The organism is Oceaniglobus trochenteri (genome assembly GCF_020529025.1).
Taxonomy (GTDB): Bacteria; Pseudomonadota; Alphaproteobacteria; order Rhodobacterales; family Rhodobacteraceae; genus Oceaniglobus; species Oceaniglobus trochenteri.
The window spans coordinates 732,671-748,864 of the sequence record NZ_JACNMM010000002.1; the positions used below are offsets into that span (position 1 = coordinate 732,671).

The following is a 16,194-nucleotide window of genomic DNA, read 5'->3' on the forward strand; positions in this document are numbered from 1 at the left end:
GATGGGGCAGAGTTGCGGCAGAACCCTAGCGAAGGCGCGGCACTTGCGGGGTTTTGTCGGGGTCAAGCGCGGCGGGGCGCGGCCCGCCCGTGGCCCAGTCCAGCAGTTCGACGGTATGCACCACCGGCACACCCGCCGCGCTGCCGATCTGCATCATGCAGCCGATGTTGCCCGCCGCGATCACCTGGGGTTCCTTCGCCATGAGGGTCGAAACCTTGCGCCTTTTCAATTCCTTGCTGATCTCGGGCTGCATCAGGTTATAGGTGCCCGCCGACCCGCAGCACAGGTGGCTGTCCTTCGGCTCCACCACCTCGTAACCGGCCTGTTTCAACAGATCCTTCGGGTGGCTCTTGATCTGCTGTCCATGCTGCAGCGAACAGGCCGCGTGATAGGCCACGCGCAGCCCCGCCTGGCCCACCGGCCCCGGCACACCCCGCGCGTCGGTCCCGGCCACCTTCTCGCGCGCCATGTTCGGGCTTTCCCCGGCCCCGCCCGGCATCAGCTTCACCAGCACCTCCGAGACATCCATGGCCAGGTCAGAAACCTTCGCCGCCTGTTCGGCCAGCGGATCGTTGCGGAACATGTGGCCATAGTCTTTTACCGTGGTGCCACAACCGCTTGTGTTGATGATGATGGCATCCAGCGCATCGCGGCCATCCTCGGCCATCCAGGCGCGGATGTTCTTCGCCGCTGCCGCGTGGCTTTCGCCCTCGCGGCCCATGTGGTGCACCAGCGCGCCGCAGCAGCCCATGCCCTCGGCCACCACCACCTCGGCGCCCAGCCGGGTCAGCAGGCGGATGGTGGCATCGTTGATGTCGGTGTTCAGCGCCTTCTGCGCACAGCCGGTCAAAAGCGCCACCCGCATCTTCCGCGCGCCCTGCGCCGCAAACACCTGCGGATCGTCATTGCGCGACACGGGGGGCACCTTTTTCGGCGCCATCTCGATCATGGCGCGCAACCTTGCATCCGGCACCAGAAAGGCAAAGGGCCGCCCGATCTTCGCCCCCAAAAGGGCCAGGCGAAACAGCATCGGGTGGGGCAGCACCCTGGCCAGAAGGCCGCGCAGGAAACGTTCGCCCAACGGGCGGCGATAGGTCTTCTCGATATGGGCGCGGGCGTGATCCACCAGGTGCATGTAATGCACACCCGAAGGGCAGGTCGTCATGCAGGCCAGGCACGACAGGCAGCGGTCGATGTGCTTGACGGTCTTGGCATCGGCGGGCCGGTCGTTCTCCAGCATGTCCTTGATCAGGTAGATCCGGCCACGGGGGCTGTCCAGTTCATCGCCCAGCACCTGGTAGGTCGGACAGGTGGCGGTGCAGAACCCGCAGTGAACGCAGGCGCGCAGGATCTCGTTACTGCGCGCGACGGCGGGGTTTTTCAGCTGCTCGGGGGTGAAGGTCGTCTGCATCTGTCGCTATCCCATCCGTCCGGGGTTCAATATGCCGCGCGGGTCGAATTGCGCGCGCAGGCCCGCCGCAATGGCGGCCAGGGGCGCAGGTTCGGGGTGGAAGGTGCCAAGGCGGGCGTGGCTCTCCGGCGCGCCCCGCACCAGGGTGGCATGGCCCCGGACACCGCCCAGGGCGCGGCGCGGATCACTGCCCGCCGCCACACCCGCCCAGATCAGCCCACCGCCCCAGTCCAGCAGCAGCCGCGCATCGCCCAGCCGCGCGGCAACCTCGGGCGCATCCGAGGGTTTCACCGAAATGCGCCACACCTCGTCGTCGGTTCCGGCAAACCGGGCCGCATTGGCGATGTCGCGCCACAGATCCTGACAATCGTGCTCCACCTCGACCGCGCCGAAGGGCGCCAGAAGATCGCGCAGCCGCCCCACGCGATAGTCGACCGAATTGGCAAACCCCTCGATCCGGATCAAGGCCCGCCCGTCCCGATAGGCCGCGCCCGACACCTCGAAGGGCGAGCCGAGCGCGGCCGACATCGCCGCGACAGCGCCCGCCACGTCCAGCCCGTCCAGCATCAGGGTGGCCTGCACCGCCGTTCTGGGCAGCACCTTGAAGCTGACCTCGCTCAGCACCCCCAGGGTGCCCTGCGACCCCGCCATCAGCTTGACCAGGTCGTAACCGGTGACGTTCTTCATCACCCGCCCGCCGTTCTTGATCACATCGCCGCGCCCGTCTACGAAACGCACCCCGATCAGGGAATCCCGGCAGGCCCCGGCCTGAATCCGCCGCGGCCCCGACACGTTCGCCGCCACGACACCGCCGATGGTCGGCACGCCATCGGTGCCCAGCAGACCCCGATGATCCATCGGTTCGAACGGCAGGCGCTGGTTTTCGGCCTCAAGCGCGGCCTCGACCTCGGCCAGCGGAGTGCCCGCCTTGGCCACAAGGGTCAGGGCACCGGGTTCGTAAAGCGTGATCCCGCTCATCCCCGAGGTGCCCAGCCGCACCCCCTCGCCCGCGACGGCGCCCCGCGTGCCGCCACCCTCGATCCACAAGGGCCCCTCGGCCTCGCGCACCATCGCCGACAGTTCCGCCTCATCCTTCGGCAACAGCATCCCGGCCCCCTGTTTCTTCTTTGCAAAAATACTCAAAAATCCGACATCCGCCTCACGCGGCACGGCGCCCCTGGGTGCTGGCCAGCGGAAACACCTTGGCCGGGTTCAACAACCATTTCGGGTCGAACACGTCCTTCACCCGCAACTGCGCCTCAAGATCGACAGGGTCGTACTGATCCACCATCAGGTCGCGCTTTTCGATGCCCACGCCATGCTCTCCGGTCAGGCAGCCCCCCACCTCGACGCAAAGGCGCAGGATGTCGGCGCCCATCGCTTCGCATTTCTCCAACTCGCCGGGCTGGTTGGCGTTGAACAGGATCAGGGGGTGCATGTTGCCATCGCCGGCGTGAAACACGTTGCCCACGTCCAGCCCGTATTGCGCCGACAGCTCCTTGATCCGGCGCAGGACATGCGGGAGCGACGAGACGGGAATCGTGCCATCAAGGCACATGTAGTCGTTGATCTGCCCCATGGCGCCGAAGGCCGATTTGCGCCCCAGCCAGATGCGCGCGCTTTCCTCGGCCGACTTGCTTTCGCGCAGTTCCACCGGGTTGTGGCGGCGGGCGATCTCCGTGATCACGGCAAGCTGTTCGTCGATCTCGGCGTCCGATCCTTCGACCTCGACGATCAGCAGCGCCTCGCAATCGGGGTATCCGGCCCCGGCAAAGGCCTCGGTGGCGCGGATGCAGGGGCGGTCCATGAACTCGATGGCCACGGGCAGCACGCCCGCCTTGATGATGTCCGACACGCACTCTCCGGCCACCTCGTTGCTGTCGTATCCGATCAGCACCGGGCGGGCGCCCTCGGGCTTGTGCAGAATGCGCAGGGTCGCCTCGGTCACAACGCCCAACTGCCCTTCCGAACCGCAGATCACCCCCAAAAGGTCCAGCCCCGGCGCGTCCAGATGGGCGCCGCCGATCTCGTGCACCGTGCCGTCCATGGTCACCATGGTCACGCCCAGAAGGTTGTTGGTGGTCACCCCGTATTTCAGGCAATGCGCCCCGCCGCTGTTCATCCCGATATTGCCGGCGATGGCGCAGGCCAGTTGCGAACTGGGGTCGGGGGCATAGAAGAACCCGTCGTCCTCGACCGCACCCGTCACGCTGAGGTTGGTGCGCCCGGTCTGGACCCGCACCACGCGGTTGGCATAATCGGCCTCAAGCACATCGTTCAGCCGCGCCACGCCAAGGATCACGCAATCGGCGGTGGGCAAGGCCCCCCCGGCCAAGGAGGTGCCCGAGCCGCGCGGCACCACCGGCACGCCCATGCGGTGACACAGCTTCAGAACCGCCGCCACCTCTTCGGTGCTGGCGGGCAGGACGGCGCAAAGCGGCGGGCAGCGATAGGCGGTCAGCGCATCGCATTCATAGGCCTTGGTTTCCCGGTCCTCGTGAATAACGGCATCGGGGGGCAGGACCTCTTGCAGGGCCGCGACGATCTCGGCCTTGCGGGCGATGATCGCGGCATCGGGGATGGGCATGTCCATGATCTGCGCTCCTGCAGGGTTGATTGGTAAAAAAATATAACCAATTTTCCCGTCTGGCAACCCGCGAACCGAAACCCTAGTGTTGACGGCATGACATTGCCCGACCGCCTTGCCCTTCTCTCGGTTCTGGATGCCGCCTCGGTCGCGGCGCTCTTGCTTTGCTGGATCGGCATCGGCTGGTGGATCGAACGCGAGGACGCCAAGCGCCCCTCGGTCACCGTCATCATGATGCAATACCGGCGCGACTGGATGCGCGAAATGGTGACCCGCGAACCGCGCATCTTCGACGCGACGGTGCTGGGCGCGCTGCGGCAAAGCACGTCGTTCTTCGCCTCGACCAGCGTCATCGCCATCGGCGGGGTGCTGGCCCTGATCGGCAATGCCGAAAGGGTGGGTGGCGTTGCCTCGGAGCTGACGCGCATGGATGTTCCCACCTTCATCTGGGAACTGAAGCTGGGGCTGGTGGCGCTGCTGCTGACCAATGCCTTCCTGCGCTTCGTCTGGTCGAACCGCCTGTTCGGTTACAGCGCGGTGGTGATGGCCGCCGTGCCCAATGCCATCGACGATCCGCTGACCTATCCGCGCGCGGGCCAGGCGGGCGAGTTGAACATCCGCGCCGCCTGGAACTTCAACCGCGGCCTGCGGTCCATGTATTTCTCGCTGGGCGCACTGGCCTGGCTTCTGGGGCCGGTTCCCCTGTTGCTGGCCACGGCGGCGACGGTCTGGATCCTGTGGTCGCGGGAATTCCGCTCGCGCCCGCGCGACATCCTGCTTTCGGTCCCACCCGCGAAACCGTGAAGGGCGTGGCGCGGCGAGCCGTGCTACCACGGGGCCAACACCACATACGGAGCCTGCGATGAAACTCCATCTCACCCTCGCGACCGCCTTGCTGATCGCCACCCCCGCCCTGTCCGATCCGGCCCAGGTGGAAGGGGTGACGGCACGCGCCACGGATGCCGGGTGGACCTTCTCGGTCACTCTGCGCCACGGCGACACCGGCTGGGACGACTATGCCGACGGCTGGCGGGTGGAACTGGCCGATGGCACCGTGGCGGGCGAACGCCCCCTCGCCCACCCCCATGAAACGGAACAACCCTTCACACGCTCGCAATCGGGCATCCGGCTGCCCGAGGGCACCGACCGCGTGTTCATCCGCGCCCGCACGAGCGTGGAAGGCTGGGCGGATGAGGCGACTCCCTTCGATCTTCCGGGCTGACCCGAATGAGGCGCCTTCGGCGCCACGACATTCCCGATTGGCGCCTGTGGCACACTTTCCGTCCAATCTCTGCGCCCATTGACCGCTGCGAGCGAGGGAGCCTCCGGCGGGAGTATTTTTCGCAAAGAAGAAACAGCGGAGCGCATTTAGAAGGCAAGGACCTTGCGGTTGGGACGCGTCAGCGGCGCCCCTCGCGCAGCCAGGCCGCCACGCTGAACAGCGCCGCCAGAAGCAGGAACAGCCAGGCCGAAACCAGCGGGATCACGGTGACATCCGCCGTCAGGTAGGCCCCGCGCGGCGTGATCCCCAGCCAGCCGCGCCCCGCCGCTGGCCGCCCTTCGCGCACGCGGCGCAGATCGGGCGCGCCATCCTCGATGGACATCACACCGCCGCGTCGCAGATCGACAAGTGGCTGCAACAGGCTGGCCGAAGCGACGGTCTGCTCGAATTCGCGCGGGGCGGCGGGGCCAAGGGCGATCACCGCCTCCTGTTCCCCCTCGCGCAGACGATAGAGCCCGATTTCCGGCGCCTGCCATTCCGTCGCGAAGCGCCCCGGCGCGACCTGTTCAAGCTCCAGCGACGTGACGCTGCCATCGGGGGCCGTGATCTCGACATTGCCCACGCTGTCGGCAAGCGTGCGGCGCAGGATCGTCATGCGCTGGCCTTCGGCGCTGGCGGTCAGCGCCTCTTCGTCCAGTTCCGGCTCCTTCATCATCCAGTGGGCCAGGCGGCGCAGCAGTTCCAGTTGCGGCCCGCCCCCTTCGAAGCCCCGCGACCAGAGCCAGGCCTGATCGCTGCCCAAAAGCGCAACCCGCCCCTCGCCCACCCGGTCAAGCACGAGAAGCGGCGTATCGTTCACCCCCTGCATCACGACCTGGCCTGCCACGGGCGAGAGTTCGATCTGGCGCATCCAGCGCCCCCAGCCCGGAAGGCCGTCCACCAGCGGCCCTTGCGCGGTGTCCAGCCCCTCGGTCACCGGATGGCGCTGGCCCATGTCGGTCAGGCGCGGCAGGAAGCCCTGCTCGAAAACGCGGGCGGTGGGTGCGGCGGGCAGGACATCGCCCAGCGGCGAACGATAGATGGAATCCGCCCCGGCGAAATCCGGCCCCGCCGCCACCAGCACGGCACCGCCACGCTCGACGTATTGCCTGATGTTGTCGAAGTAGAGCGAGGGCAGGATGCCGCGCCGCTTGTAGCGGTCAAAGACGATCAGGTCGAATTCGTCGATCTTTTCCAGGAAGAGTTCGCGCGTCGGGAAGGCGATCAGCGACAGCTCGCTCACCGGCACGCCGTCCTGCTTTTCCGGCGGGCGCAGGATGGTGAAATGCACCAGGTCAACGCTGCTGTCCGATTTCAGAAGGTTGCGCCAGGTCCTCTCGCCCGGGTGCGGCTCGCCGCTCACCAGCAGCACGCGCAGCCGGTCGCGCACACCGTTGATCTGCACCACGGCGGCATTGTTGCGGTCGGTCAGTTCGCCGTCGATCTCGGGGGTGCTGAACTGGATCACGTTCATCCCGCCATGCGACAGGGTGACAGGCAGCTCCAGATCCTCGTTCACCGGCACACGGAAGGTCTGCGTCGCGCCCCCGTCCACGGCGATACGTAGTTCGGCCGCCTCGCTTGCGGCGCCCGGTACCGCGCCCTGGTCCTCCACCCGCAGGGTCAGGGTCACCGGCTCGTCGATGATGGCGAAGGCCGGGGCGTTGGTGACCACCAGCCGCCGGTCCCAATCCGTGTCATGCCCGCTCAGCAAGACATGCAGCGGCGCGGGCAGATCCGGCGCCGATTCGACATCGTGCAGCCGCCCGTCGGTCAACAGGATCGCCCCGGCCAACCGGGCGCGGGGTTCTTCCGCCATGGCCTCGGACAGCGCGCTCATCAGCAGCGTGCCCTGGTCGCCCGCGCCGTCCCCCAGGCGCACCACCCGCAGTTCGGTATTGTCCAGCGAGGCAATCTCGCGCTCGATCGCATCCCTCGCCTCGGCCACCTGGGCCGCACGGTCGGAAATGCCTTGCGACGCGCTTTCATCCACCACCAGGATCACGATGTCGCTCAGGGGCGTGCGGTCTTCCTGCTGCAACGAAGGATTGGCCAGCGCCACCAGCAGGGCCAGCGCCGCCAGCCCCCGCAGCCACCACCCCGACAGCCCCCGCCATAGCGAAAGCGCGACGATGCCGCAGGCCAGCGCCGCCAGTCCCGCCAGAACGGCGCGCGAAACAAGTGGGTCGAAAATCACGCTGTCCAAGTCACGCCCCTATCTTTGGTCGGAAAATATCCTCGGGGGGGGGCGCGAAGCGACGGGGGGCAGACAGCCCCCCTGCCCCGCCCGCCGCAGGCGCACCCCCGCTCATTGTCCCAACCGGTCCAGCAGGGCCGGTACGTGCACCTGGTCGGATTTGTAGTTGCCCGTCAGCACATGCATGATCAGGTTGACGCCGAACCGCAGCGCGATCTCGCGTTGGCGTTCGCCCGCATAGCCCCGCCCGACCGGGAACATCCGGTTGCCCCGTTCATCCACGGCCCAGGCGGCGGCCCAGTCGTTGCCGCCGATCACCACCGGCGTGACGTTGTCGTTGAGGTTGCGGAAGGGCATGCCGTCCACGGTCTGGGCATCGGGGGGCGCCGCCTCGACCCAAACGTCACGGCTGGCGTGGCGGCCCGGGAAATCCTGCAACAGGTAGAAGGTGCGTGTCAGAACGTGATCGCCCGGAATCGGCTCCAGTGGCGGGATGTCGAGGGCCCGCGCCAGTTGCTGAAGCTTGCGCCCGTTCGCCGATCCGCCGCCGAATTGCGCGACATCCCCGTCGCGGGTGTCGAACAGGATCATGCCGCCGGTGCGCAGGTAGGTGTTCAACCGACCGTAAGCCTCCTGGCTGGGCAGCGGCTGATCGGGGGTGACCGGCCAGTAGAGGAAGGGAAAGAACGACAGTTCGTCGGTTTCAAGGTTCACGGCGATGGGTTCGGCGGGTTCGATCGAGGTGCGCGAAAACAGGGTGTCGGACAAGCCGCGCAACCCGGCCTGGGCGATCCGGTCCAGTTGGGCGTCGCCGGTCACCACATGGGCCAGCACAACCTCCGAAGTCGCGTCCAGCGCAAAGTCGTCCTCCTGCGCCTGGCTGTCCTGCGGCGCCGCCAGAAGCAGCGCCAGCACCAGCGTCGCCGCCCGCGCCCCCGTCAGGCGCCCCGCAATCCAGAGCGAGGCGAGCACATCCAGCGCCAACAGCGTCACCGCCAGCGACAGCAGCGCCCCCTTCAGCGCGGTTTCCCGCGTCAGCGCCAGCCCCTCGACCGGAATCCGGTCGGGCCAGACGGTGGGGGCCAGTTCGGTCTCCTGCGATACCACGTTCAGCGCGATGCGCCGATCCTCGCCGGCATAGAGCCCCGGCGGCGTGGCGGCCGAGGGGACGGCCGCGGCCAGCGCCCCGCCCTCGATCCCGGGCAGGGTGCCTGCGTCCTCAATCTGGCCAAAGGCGTTCATCACCACGTCGGGCGACCAGGTGGTGCCTTCCAGATCCTGGGTGCTGGGGCGTGCGGGGCGGGTGGAAACGGCCAGCCGCTCCAGCATCTGCACGAACAGGCCCGAAAGCGGCAGGGTCGACCATTCGGCATTGGCGGTGACATGGAACAGCACCACCTGCCCCTGCCCGATGCGCTTGCGCGTGACCAGGGGTGTGCCATCGGCCAGGGCGGCGATCACCCGGTCGGCCAGGGCCGGGTCGGGCTGGGCCATCACCTGGGCGTTCACCGTCACGTCCTCGGGCACCGCAAGCCCGAAGAAGGGTGAACCTTCGCCAAAGGCGCGCAGCCCCTTGGGTTCACCCCAGCTCATCGCGCCGCCCACGCTGCGCCCGCCCGCCCGCAGGCGCACCGGCATCAGGGGGTCTTCGGCATCGCGGCTGATGTCGCTGGCGGCCAGGCGGGGGCCGGCAAAGCGCAACAGCAACCCGCCCTGGTCCACCCAGTCCTCGATGGCCGACGCCTCATCCGCCGTCACCGTGGCCACGTCAGCCAGAACGATCACATCGGGGTTGGCCAACAGCACATCGTCGAGCGATCCGTCGATCAGGTCGGCGGTCGGCTCCAGCGCCTGTTCCAGGTAATGGGTGGGCGAAAGAAGCTGCAACGCTTCGCGGTCGTCCCTCCCCGAAATCAGCGCCACCTCGCGCCGTTTCAGCCCGTCGTCGGTCAGGGACACGGCCCCGGCAGAGCGTACGCCGTCGATCTGGAATCGGGTGATCCGGTTGCGCAACTCGGGCGGCAGCGACAGCGCCAGGTCGGCGCCGGTTTCGCCTTCGCCGAAGGTCATGGTGGCGCGGGCCAGTTCCCGCTCCACCCCGTTCGGGTCAAGGCCATAACCGCTCACCTCGACCTGCTGCTCGGGGCCTTCCGCCGCGCGCAGGGCCGACAGGGCAATCGCCCCATCCTCGAACCGCGCCGGGGCCAGCGCCAGCACAGGGCGCGGGCTTTCGAACACGCGCACGGGTCCGCGATCCTCCAGCAGGGTCAGCAGGTCCGCGCGCCACGGCTGGTTCAGCCCGTCCGACATCCACAGCGTCTCGAACCCGCCCGACAGGGTTTCGCCCCAGGCCAGGACGGCCGCGCCATCCGCCGCCCAGGGTTTCGGCGTCAGGCTGGGCAGGCGATTGGACCAGGCATCGGCCGCCTGGAACGGCAGGCCGTCGGCGGGCAGATCGGTCAGCGTCACCACTGCCGCCGCCCTGCCATCGCGGCCCGCCTCGTCCAGCGCGCCGGCGATCCGGTCCACCCGGCGCGGCCAGTCGCGGGCATCGGCCCAGGTCCCGTCCACGACGATCAGCAGCGGCCCCGTTCCCGGCACCCGGTCATCGGGGTTCAGAAGCGGTCCGGCAAAGCCGACGATCACCGCCGCGACGGCCAGCGTGCGCAGCAGCAGCAACCACCAGGGCGTCTTGTCGCTTTGCTGATCGTCGTCCTTCAACCCCAGCAAAAGCGCCACACCCGGAAACCGCCGCCGCACCGGCGCCGGGGGCACCGCCCGCAGCAACAGCCACAGCACCGGCAAGGCGACAAGCCCCAGCAAAAGCCAAGGCGTGGTGAATCCTATGCCTGCAAGGGTGAACATCAGTGATCATGCTCCAGGGCGCCATAAAGCCACAACAGGGCCGAAGCCGCGCCCTGACCGGTGTGATGGCAGTGATATTGCCAGCCTGTAGCGCGGGCCAGATCGCGCAGCATCGCCTTGCGCGCCGTCAGCCGTTCAAGATACCGGTCGCGCAGATCCCCCGCCTTCAGCGTCTCGTGACGGAGCGAGCCGCCGACGGATTCGAACACGGTTCGCCCGTCGAAGGGAAAGGCCTCTTCCTGCGGATCGAGAACCTGGAGGATCGCCCCCTTCACGCCGCGATCCGCGGCCTTGGTCAGGGCCGCCGTCACCGGCGCCGGGTCACCCAGGAAATCCGACACGAACAGCGCGCGCGACCGGGGCAGCATGCCCCGCGCCTCGGGCGCGCCGTAATCGGGGGCGTTGTCGTCCCGAGACAGGGCCGTGGCCAGCCGCAGCAGTTGTACCGGCCCCGAACGGGGCGGCAGACCCAGGCCCGAAAGCCCCACCCGCTCGCCCCCCCGCACCAGCAGGATCGCCAGCGCCATGGCCAGCAGCCGCGCGCGCGCGGCCTTGGGCGGCAGGCCCTGGTCCGAGGAAAAATCCATGCTGCGGGCATTGTCGACCCACAGCAGGACGGATTGCGCCGCCTGCCATTCCTTTTCCTGCACGAAATGCGCATCGCTGCGCCCCGAGCGGCGCCAGTCGATGGCGCGCGCCTCGTCCCCCGGCATCACCGGGCGGTATTGCCAGAACTCATCGCCCATCCCGGCGCGCCTGCGCCCATGGGCGCCCAGCACCACCGACTGCGCCAGATGCTGGGCATCCGCCAGCAGCGGCGGCAGCGGTGCGGCAAGCCCTTCGGCAGAAGCGCGGAGATCGGCGGCCTGGCTCACGCGGCGGCCTCGCTGCGGGTCACCTGGGCGGTGACATCGGCAATGACACGGGCAAGGCTTTCGCCCCGCGCCCGTGCCGCAAAGGTCAGCGCCATGCGGTGGCTGAGGACCGGACCCGCCATGGCCGCCACATCGTCGATCGACGGCGCCAGCCGCCCGTCAAGCAGGGCGCGCGCCCGCACCGTCAGCATCAGCGCCTGCGCGGCCCGCGGCCCCGGCCCCCAGCCAACCGCGCCGCGCACCGAATCCGGCGCGCTGGCATCCTCGGGGCGACAGGCGCGCACCAGGTCGAGGATCGATTCGACCACCGTCTCGCCCACCGGCATCCGCCGCAGCAGCGTTTGCGCCGCCAGAAGCTCGGGCGCGGTGAAGACGGCGACGGCCTCGGCCTCTTCCACGCCGGTGGTGGCGATCAGGATGTCACGTTCGGTCGCGCGGTCAGGGTAAGGCACATCGATCTGCACCAGGAAGCGGTCAAGCTGCGCCTCGGGAAGTGGATAGGTCCCCTCCTGCTCGATCGGGTTCTGGGTGGCCAGAACGTGGAAGGGCGGCGCCAGGGCATGGGGCTGGCCGGCGATGGTGACGGATTTCTCCTGCATGGCCTGCAACAGCGCCGATTGCGTGCGCGGGCTGGCGCGGTTGATCTCGTCCGCCAGCAAAAGCTGGCAGAACACCGGCCCCTGGATGAACCGGAAGGCGCGGCTGCCATCGGGCGCGGTTTCCAGAACCTCCGAGCCCAGGATGTCGGCCGGCATCAGGTCGGGGGTGAACTGCACCCGCGCGCCGTCCAGCCCCATCACTGTCGAAAGCGTATCCACCAGCCGCGTCTTGCCCAGCCCCGGCAGCCCGATCAGCAACCCGTGCCCGCCACACAGAAGCGCCGAAAGCACCAGGTCGACAACCTGCCCCTGCCCGATGAAGCGGCGGGTGATGCTGTCCTTGGCCTGGCCCAGCTTTTCGCCCAGTGTCTCGATCTCAGCGATCAGCGTGTCGGCCTCGGCCATGACATTACTCCGTGAATGACTATGTAGTTGTTAGACAGACCTATCGTGACGGCGACAAATGGCAAAAGCAATGAGTGGACAAAACATCGTGACCCCCAATGCCGAAGGCATCGCCGCCAGCGCGCGCGCCGCCTCGAAAAAAGGCGGATTGCCGCCGGTTCACCTCTGGGATCCGCCCTTCTGCGGCGATCTCGACATCCGCATCGCCCGCGACGGCACATGGTATTACCTCGGCACGCCCATCGGGCGCAAACGCCTGGTGCGGCTGTTCTCGACCATCCTCAAGCGCGAGGGCGATTCCCATTTCCTGGTGACCCCGGTCGAAAAGGTGGGAATCACTGTCGATGACGCCCCCTTCGTCGCCGTCGATTTCACCGTGGCGGGCGAAGGCCGCGATCAGGCGATCACCTTCGAAACCAATCTCGGCGACAGCGTGACCGCCGGCCCCGATCACCCGATCCGCGTGCTGCGCGACGACAACAGCGACGAACCTTCGCCCTATGTCATGGTGCGCGGCGGGATGGAGGCGCTGATCGACCGCAAGAGCTTCTATCGCCTCGTGGACCTGGGCGAAGCCACTTGCCACGAGGGGCGCGACTGGTTCGGGCTCTGGTCTCAGGGGGCCTTCTTCCCGATGATTCCCCTGGCCGAACTCGGCTGAGGGGCGGCGCGAACCGCCCATTCTTTCTTGCCTGAAATACTCACTGCGCGACGCCGCAACCCGAACTGCCGTCAATCGATCTGCCAGTCGTCCTCGTCGATCACCTGCCCCATGGCAGTCCAGTCGGCGCGCACACGTGCAATGCGGGTATCCCCCCAGGTGCGGAAGACGATCCAGAAACCCTCCGGCCCGACGCGGTTGAACGACAGGTCGGCGCGGGGGTTCGTGGCCTGGTCCATGTCCCACATCGACATCGACAGCTGCACCACCGGAGGGTCACGGAAGGCTTCGGCAAAGCGGACCTCGCGCTGCAATTCGCGCTCGCCCTCGCCTGTCCACATCTGGCCGTTGTCCTTGTAGTCGGAAAACAGCACAAGCGATCCCTGTTGAACCCCAAGGTAACGGGCATCCATCCGCCGCATGGCTCATCCTCCTCTTGGTACGGGTTGGCCATGGGCCGGACACGCAAAAGGCCCCACGGAGATCCGGGGGCCTTTCCTGCGTCGGGCGGGGCCGATTACAGCGATGGTTGCTTGGTCGACAGCCCGATATGGGTGCCCATGGCCACCATGTCGGACAGCAGCTTCGCCGCATCGTCAACCGGGCCGGGTTCGTTCTGGAAGGTCGATTTGGCCTTTTCGTGGGCCTCGGCGGCCTGCTGGACCATCTCGTCCAGGTCTTCCTGCGTCACGTCGGCGCGGGGCAGCGCGCGTTCAGCCAGAACGGTCACGCCTTCCGATCCGATCTCGGCAAAACCGCCGGTCACGATATATTCGCTCACACCCTCGGGGCCGGTCGCCTTGAGAACGCCGGGCCGCAGGGTGGTGATGGTCGGGGCGTGCGACGGCATCGCCGTCATGTCACCCTCGGCACCGGGGATCTGAACCTCGGTCACCTGCATCGCAGCCAGGCTGCGTTCGGGGCTGACCAGGTTGAATTGCATCGTTTCGGCCATGTCGGCTCCTTGCGGTAACTGGCCGTCGCGCCCGATGGGGGCGCGACGGAAAGGTCATCAGGCGGCGTCGGCGGCCATCTTCTGGGCCTTGGCCTTCACGTCCTCGATGCCGCCCACCATGTAGAAGGCACCTTCGGGCAGGTGATCGTATTCACCGGCCACAACCGCCTTGAACGAGGCGATGGTTTCTTCCAGCGGCACCTGGATGCCGGGCGAACCGGTGAACACCTGGGCCACGTCGAAGGGCTGGGACAGGAAGCGCTGGATCTTCCGGGCGCGGGCCACGGTCAGCTTGTCCTCTTCGCTCAGTTCGTCCATCCCGAGGATGGCGATGATGTCCTGCAGCGACTTGTAGCGCTGGAGGATACCCTGAACGTCGCGGGCCACCTGGTAGTGCTCTTCGCCCAGAACCATCGGGTCCATCAGGCGCGAGGTCGAATCGAGCGGGTCAACGGCCGGGTAAATGCCCAGTTCCGAGATCGCACGCGACAGGTTGGTGGTGGCGTCGAGGTGGGCGAACGAAGTCGCCGGCGCCGGGTCGGTAAGGTCGTCGGCGGGCACATAGATCGCCTGAACCGAGGTGATCGAACCGGCCTTGGTCGAGGTGATGCGTTCCTGCAACTGGCCCATGTCGGTGGCCAAGGTCGGCTGATAGCCCACCGCCGAAGGAATACGGCCCAGAAGCGCCGACACCTCGGACCCCGCCTGGGTAAAGCGGAAGATGTTGTCGACGAAGAACAGAACGTCGGTGCCCGACTGGTCGCGGAACTGCTCGGCCAGGGTGAGGCCCGAGAGCGCAACACGCATACGCGCACCCGGCGGCTCGTTCATCTGGCCATAGACCAGCGCCACCTTCGATTCGGTCAGGTTGTCGGGAACGATAACGCCCGATTCGATCATCTCGTGGTAAAGGTCGTTGCCCTCGCGGGTCCGCTCACCCACACCGGCGAAAACCGAGAAGCCCGAGTGCACCTTGGCGATGTTGTTGATCAGTTCCATGATGAGAACCGTCTTGCCCACGCCGGCGCCGCCGAACAGGCCGATCTTGCCGCCCTTGGCGTAGGGGGCCAGCAGGTCGATCACCTTGATGCCGGTCACCAGGATTTCCGAGCTGGTGGACTGCTCGGAGAAATCGGGGGCGGGCTGGTGGATCGCGCGGTGCTCATCAGCGGTGACCGGGCCACCTTCGTCCACCGGCTCGCCGATGACGTTCAGGATGCGGCCCAGGGTCGCGTTGCCGACGGGAACGGTGATCGGACCGCCGGTGTCGGTCACCGCGGTGCCGCGCACCAGGCCCTCGGTTCCGTCCATGGCGATGGTACGGACGGTGTTCTCACCCAGGTGCTGGGCCACTTCCAGCACCAGGCGCTTGCCGTTGTTGTCGGTTTCCAGCGCGTTCAGGATCTCGGGCAGGTGGTCTTCGAAGTGCACGTCCACGACGGCGCCGATGACCTGCGTGATTTTGCCTTTGGCGTTTGCCATGTTTTGTCTCCGGTTCGTCTTAGAGCGCTTCCGCGCCCGAAATGATTTCGATCAGCTCGTTCGTGATGACGGCCTGACGCGAACGGTTGAATTCGATGGTCAGCTTGTCGATCATCTCGCCCGCGTTGCGGGTTGCGTTGTCCATCGCGCTCATCCGTGCGCCCTGTTCGGACGCGGCGTTTTCCAGCAGCGCGGTGAAGATCTGCGTCGCCACGTTGCGCGGCAGAAGATCGGCAAGGATGCCCTCTTCGCTCGGCTCGTAATCGTACAGCGTAGTTTCCTCGGACGGTTCGAAGGTCGCCGGGATGATCTGCTGTTCGGTCGGGATCTGGCTCACGACGTTCACGAACTGGCTGTAGTAGATCGTGCAGACATCGAATTCGCCGTCGTCGAACCGGTTCAGCACGTCGCGGGCAATGTCCTGGGCGTTGGTATAGCCAAGACGCTTTACCTCGCTCAGGTCGACATGGCCGACCAGGTGATCGCGGTATTCCCGGCGCAGCTGATCGCGGCCCTTCTTGCCCACGGTCAGGATCTTCACGGTCTTGCCTTCCGACAAGAGCTTCTGGATCCGCACCTTCGCCTTCTTGACGATCGAACTGTTGAAGCCACCGCACAGGCCACGCTCGGCGGTCATCACCACCAGAAGGTGGGTCTGATCGCTTCCCGCACCGGCCAGAAGGCGCGGGGCGGAATCGCTGCCCTGCACCGACTGCGCCAGCCCCGACATCACGGCGTTGAACCGTTCGGCATAGGGGCGTGCGGCTTCGGCGGCATCCTGGGCGCGGCGCAGTTTTGCAGCCGCGACCATTTGCATCGCCTTGGTGATCTTGCGGGTCGACTTGACCGACGAGATCCGGTTTTTGAGGTCCTTCAGGCTAGGCATCTAGACTGTC

Annotated in this window: 14 protein-coding genes; 3 read left to right on the top strand and 11 right to left on the bottom strand. The window is 67.2% G+C overall.

Translation table 11 applies throughout. The features are described from left to right. Nucleotides 1–25: 25 nt before the first annotated feature. Genes glcF through H7828_RS03860 form a run of 3 tightly spaced genes read right to left on the bottom strand, consistent with a single transcriptional unit; the run spans nt 26 to nt 4,004 of the window. Complete coding sequence (glcF, locus tag H7828_RS03850) at nt 26–1,411, bottom strand: glycolate oxidase subunit GlcF (protein ID WP_226779666.1); 1,386 nt, start codon at nt 1,409–1,411, stop codon at nt 26–28. A gap of 6 nt (nt 1,412–1,417) precedes the next feature. Next, complete coding sequence (locus tag H7828_RS03855; protein ID WP_226779756.1) at nt 1,418–2,515, bottom strand: FAD-binding protein; 1,098 nt, start codon at nt 2,513–2,515, stop codon at nt 1,418–1,420. A 55-nt stretch (nt 2,516–2,570) separates the two neighbouring features. Next, complete coding sequence (locus H7828_RS03860) at nt 2,571–4,004, bottom strand: FAD-linked oxidase C-terminal domain-containing protein (protein WP_226779667.1); 1,434 nt, start codon at nt 4,002–4,004, stop codon at nt 2,571–2,573. A gap of 90 nt (nt 4,005–4,094) precedes the next feature. On the opposite strand from H7828_RS03860, the gene H7828_RS03865 reads away from it, so the two are divergent. Together H7828_RS03865 and H7828_RS03870 are read left to right on the top strand one after the other, a co-directional pair. Continuing rightward, entirely contained in the window at nt 4,095–4,802 is a 708-nt protein-coding gene (locus H7828_RS03865) for a DUF599 domain-containing protein (protein ID WP_226779668.1), read from the top strand. A 58-nt stretch (nt 4,803–4,860) separates the two neighbouring features. Beyond that, entirely contained in the window at nt 4,861–5,220 is a 360-nt protein-coding gene (locus H7828_RS03870) for a hypothetical protein (protein WP_226779669.1), read from the top strand. Nucleotides 5,221–5,398: 178 nt separating this feature from the next. On the opposite strand, the gene H7828_RS03875 is transcribed toward H7828_RS03870, so the two are convergent. The 4 genes from H7828_RS03875 to H7828_RS03890 form a co-directional block, all read right to left on the bottom strand. Next, nucleotides 5,399–7,465 carry a hypothetical protein gene (locus tag H7828_RS03875; protein ID WP_226779670.1) on the bottom strand — a complete coding sequence of 689 codons (2,067 nt, stop codon included), beginning with the start codon at nt 7,463–7,465 and terminating at the stop codon, nt 5,399–5,401. A gap of 102 nt (nt 7,466–7,567) precedes the next feature. Then, complete coding sequence (locus tag H7828_RS03880; RefSeq protein WP_226779671.1) at nt 7,568–10,321, bottom strand: DUF4159 domain-containing protein; 2,754 nt, start codon at nt 10,319–10,321, stop codon at nt 7,568–7,570. Beyond that, nucleotides 10,321–11,196, bottom strand: coding sequence for a DUF58 domain-containing protein (locus H7828_RS03885; protein ID WP_226779672.1), 876 nt, complete (start codon nt 11,194–11,196; stop codon nt 10,321–10,323). The genes H7828_RS03880 and H7828_RS03885 overlap by 1 nt, the downstream gene beginning before the upstream one ends. After that, nucleotides 11,193–12,200 (bottom strand): AAA family ATPase, encoded by a 1,008-nt coding sequence (locus tag H7828_RS03890; RefSeq protein WP_226779673.1) that lies wholly within the window; start codon nt 12,198–12,200, stop codon nt 11,193–11,195. The genes H7828_RS03885 and H7828_RS03890 overlap by 4 nt, the downstream gene beginning before the upstream one ends. Nucleotides 12,201–12,270: 70 nt before the next feature. Between H7828_RS03890 and H7828_RS03895 the strand changes: the two genes are divergently transcribed. Continuing rightward, the gene (locus H7828_RS03895) at nt 12,271–12,861 is read left to right on the top strand and encodes a DUF1285 domain-containing protein (RefSeq protein ID WP_226779674.1); all 591 of its coding nucleotides are present in this window, start codon (nt 12,271–12,273) and stop codon (nt 12,859–12,861) included. Nucleotides 12,862–12,932: 71 nt separating this feature from the next. Here H7828_RS03895 and H7828_RS03900 read toward each other — a convergent pair whose 3' ends face one another. From H7828_RS03900 to H7828_RS03915, 4 genes are all read right to left on the bottom strand, one after another. Beyond that, the gene (locus H7828_RS03900) at nt 12,933–13,283 is read right to left on the bottom strand and encodes an H-type lectin domain-containing protein (protein WP_226779675.1); all 351 of its coding nucleotides are present in this window, start codon (nt 13,281–13,283) and stop codon (nt 12,933–12,935) included. Nucleotides 13,284–13,378: 95 nt separating this feature from the next. Continuing rightward, complete coding sequence (locus H7828_RS03905) at nt 13,379–13,816, bottom strand: F0F1 ATP synthase subunit epsilon (RefSeq protein ID WP_226779676.1); 438 nt, start codon at nt 13,814–13,816, stop codon at nt 13,379–13,381. A 57-nt stretch (nt 13,817–13,873) separates the two neighbouring features. Then, nucleotides 13,874–15,298, bottom strand: coding sequence for a F0F1 ATP synthase subunit beta (gene atpD / locus H7828_RS03910; protein ID WP_226779677.1), 1,425 nt, complete (start codon nt 15,296–15,298; stop codon nt 13,874–13,876). 19 nt (nt 15,299–15,317) lie between these two features. Further along, nucleotides 15,318–16,184 carry a F0F1 ATP synthase subunit gamma gene (locus tag H7828_RS03915; protein ID WP_226779678.1) on the bottom strand — a complete coding sequence of 289 codons (867 nt, stop codon included), beginning with the start codon at nt 16,182–16,184 and terminating at the stop codon, nt 15,318–15,320. Between the last annotated feature and the right edge of the window lie 10 nt (nt 16,185–16,194).

Bases quoted from the DNA above. Each gene is read 5' to 3' on its own strand.
- glcF (WP_226779666.1), bottom strand. From the start codon at position 1,411: ATGCAGACGACCTTCACCCCCGAGCAGCTGAAAAACCCCGCCGTCGCG.
- H7828_RS03860 (WP_226779667.1), bottom strand. From the start codon at position 4,004: ATGGACATGCCCATCCCCGATGCCGCGATCATCGCCCGCAAGGCCGAG.
- H7828_RS03865 (WP_226779668.1), top strand. From the start codon at position 4,095: ATGACATTGCCCGACCGCCTTGCCCTTCTCTCGGTTCTGGATGCCGCC.
- H7828_RS03870 (WP_226779669.1), top strand. From the start codon at position 4,861: ATGAAACTCCATCTCACCCTCGCGACCGCCTTGCTGATCGCCACCCCC.
- H7828_RS03880 (WP_226779671.1), bottom strand. From the start codon at position 10,321: ATGTTCACCCTTGCAGGCATAGGATTCACCACGCCTTGGCTTTTGCTG.
- H7828_RS03890 (WP_226779673.1), bottom strand. From the start codon at position 12,200: ATGGCCGAGGCCGACACGCTGATCGCTGAGATCGAGACACTGGGCGAA.
- H7828_RS03895 (WP_226779674.1), top strand. From the start codon at position 12,271: ATGAGTGGACAAAACATCGTGACCCCCAATGCCGAAGGCATCGCCGCC.
- H7828_RS03900 (WP_226779675.1), bottom strand. From the start codon at position 13,283: ATGCGGCGGATGGATGCCCGTTACCTTGGGGTTCAACAGGGATCGCTT.
- H7828_RS03905 (WP_226779676.1), bottom strand. From the start codon at position 13,816: ATGGCCGAAACGATGCAATTCAACCTGGTCAGCCCCGAACGCAGCCTG.
- atpD (WP_226779677.1), bottom strand. From the start codon at position 15,298: ATGGCAAACGCCAAAGGCAAAATCACGCAGGTCATCGGCGCCGTCGTG.
- H7828_RS03915 (WP_226779678.1), bottom strand. From the start codon at position 16,184: ATGCCTAGCCTGAAGGACCTCAAAAACCGGATCTCGTCGGTCAAGTCG.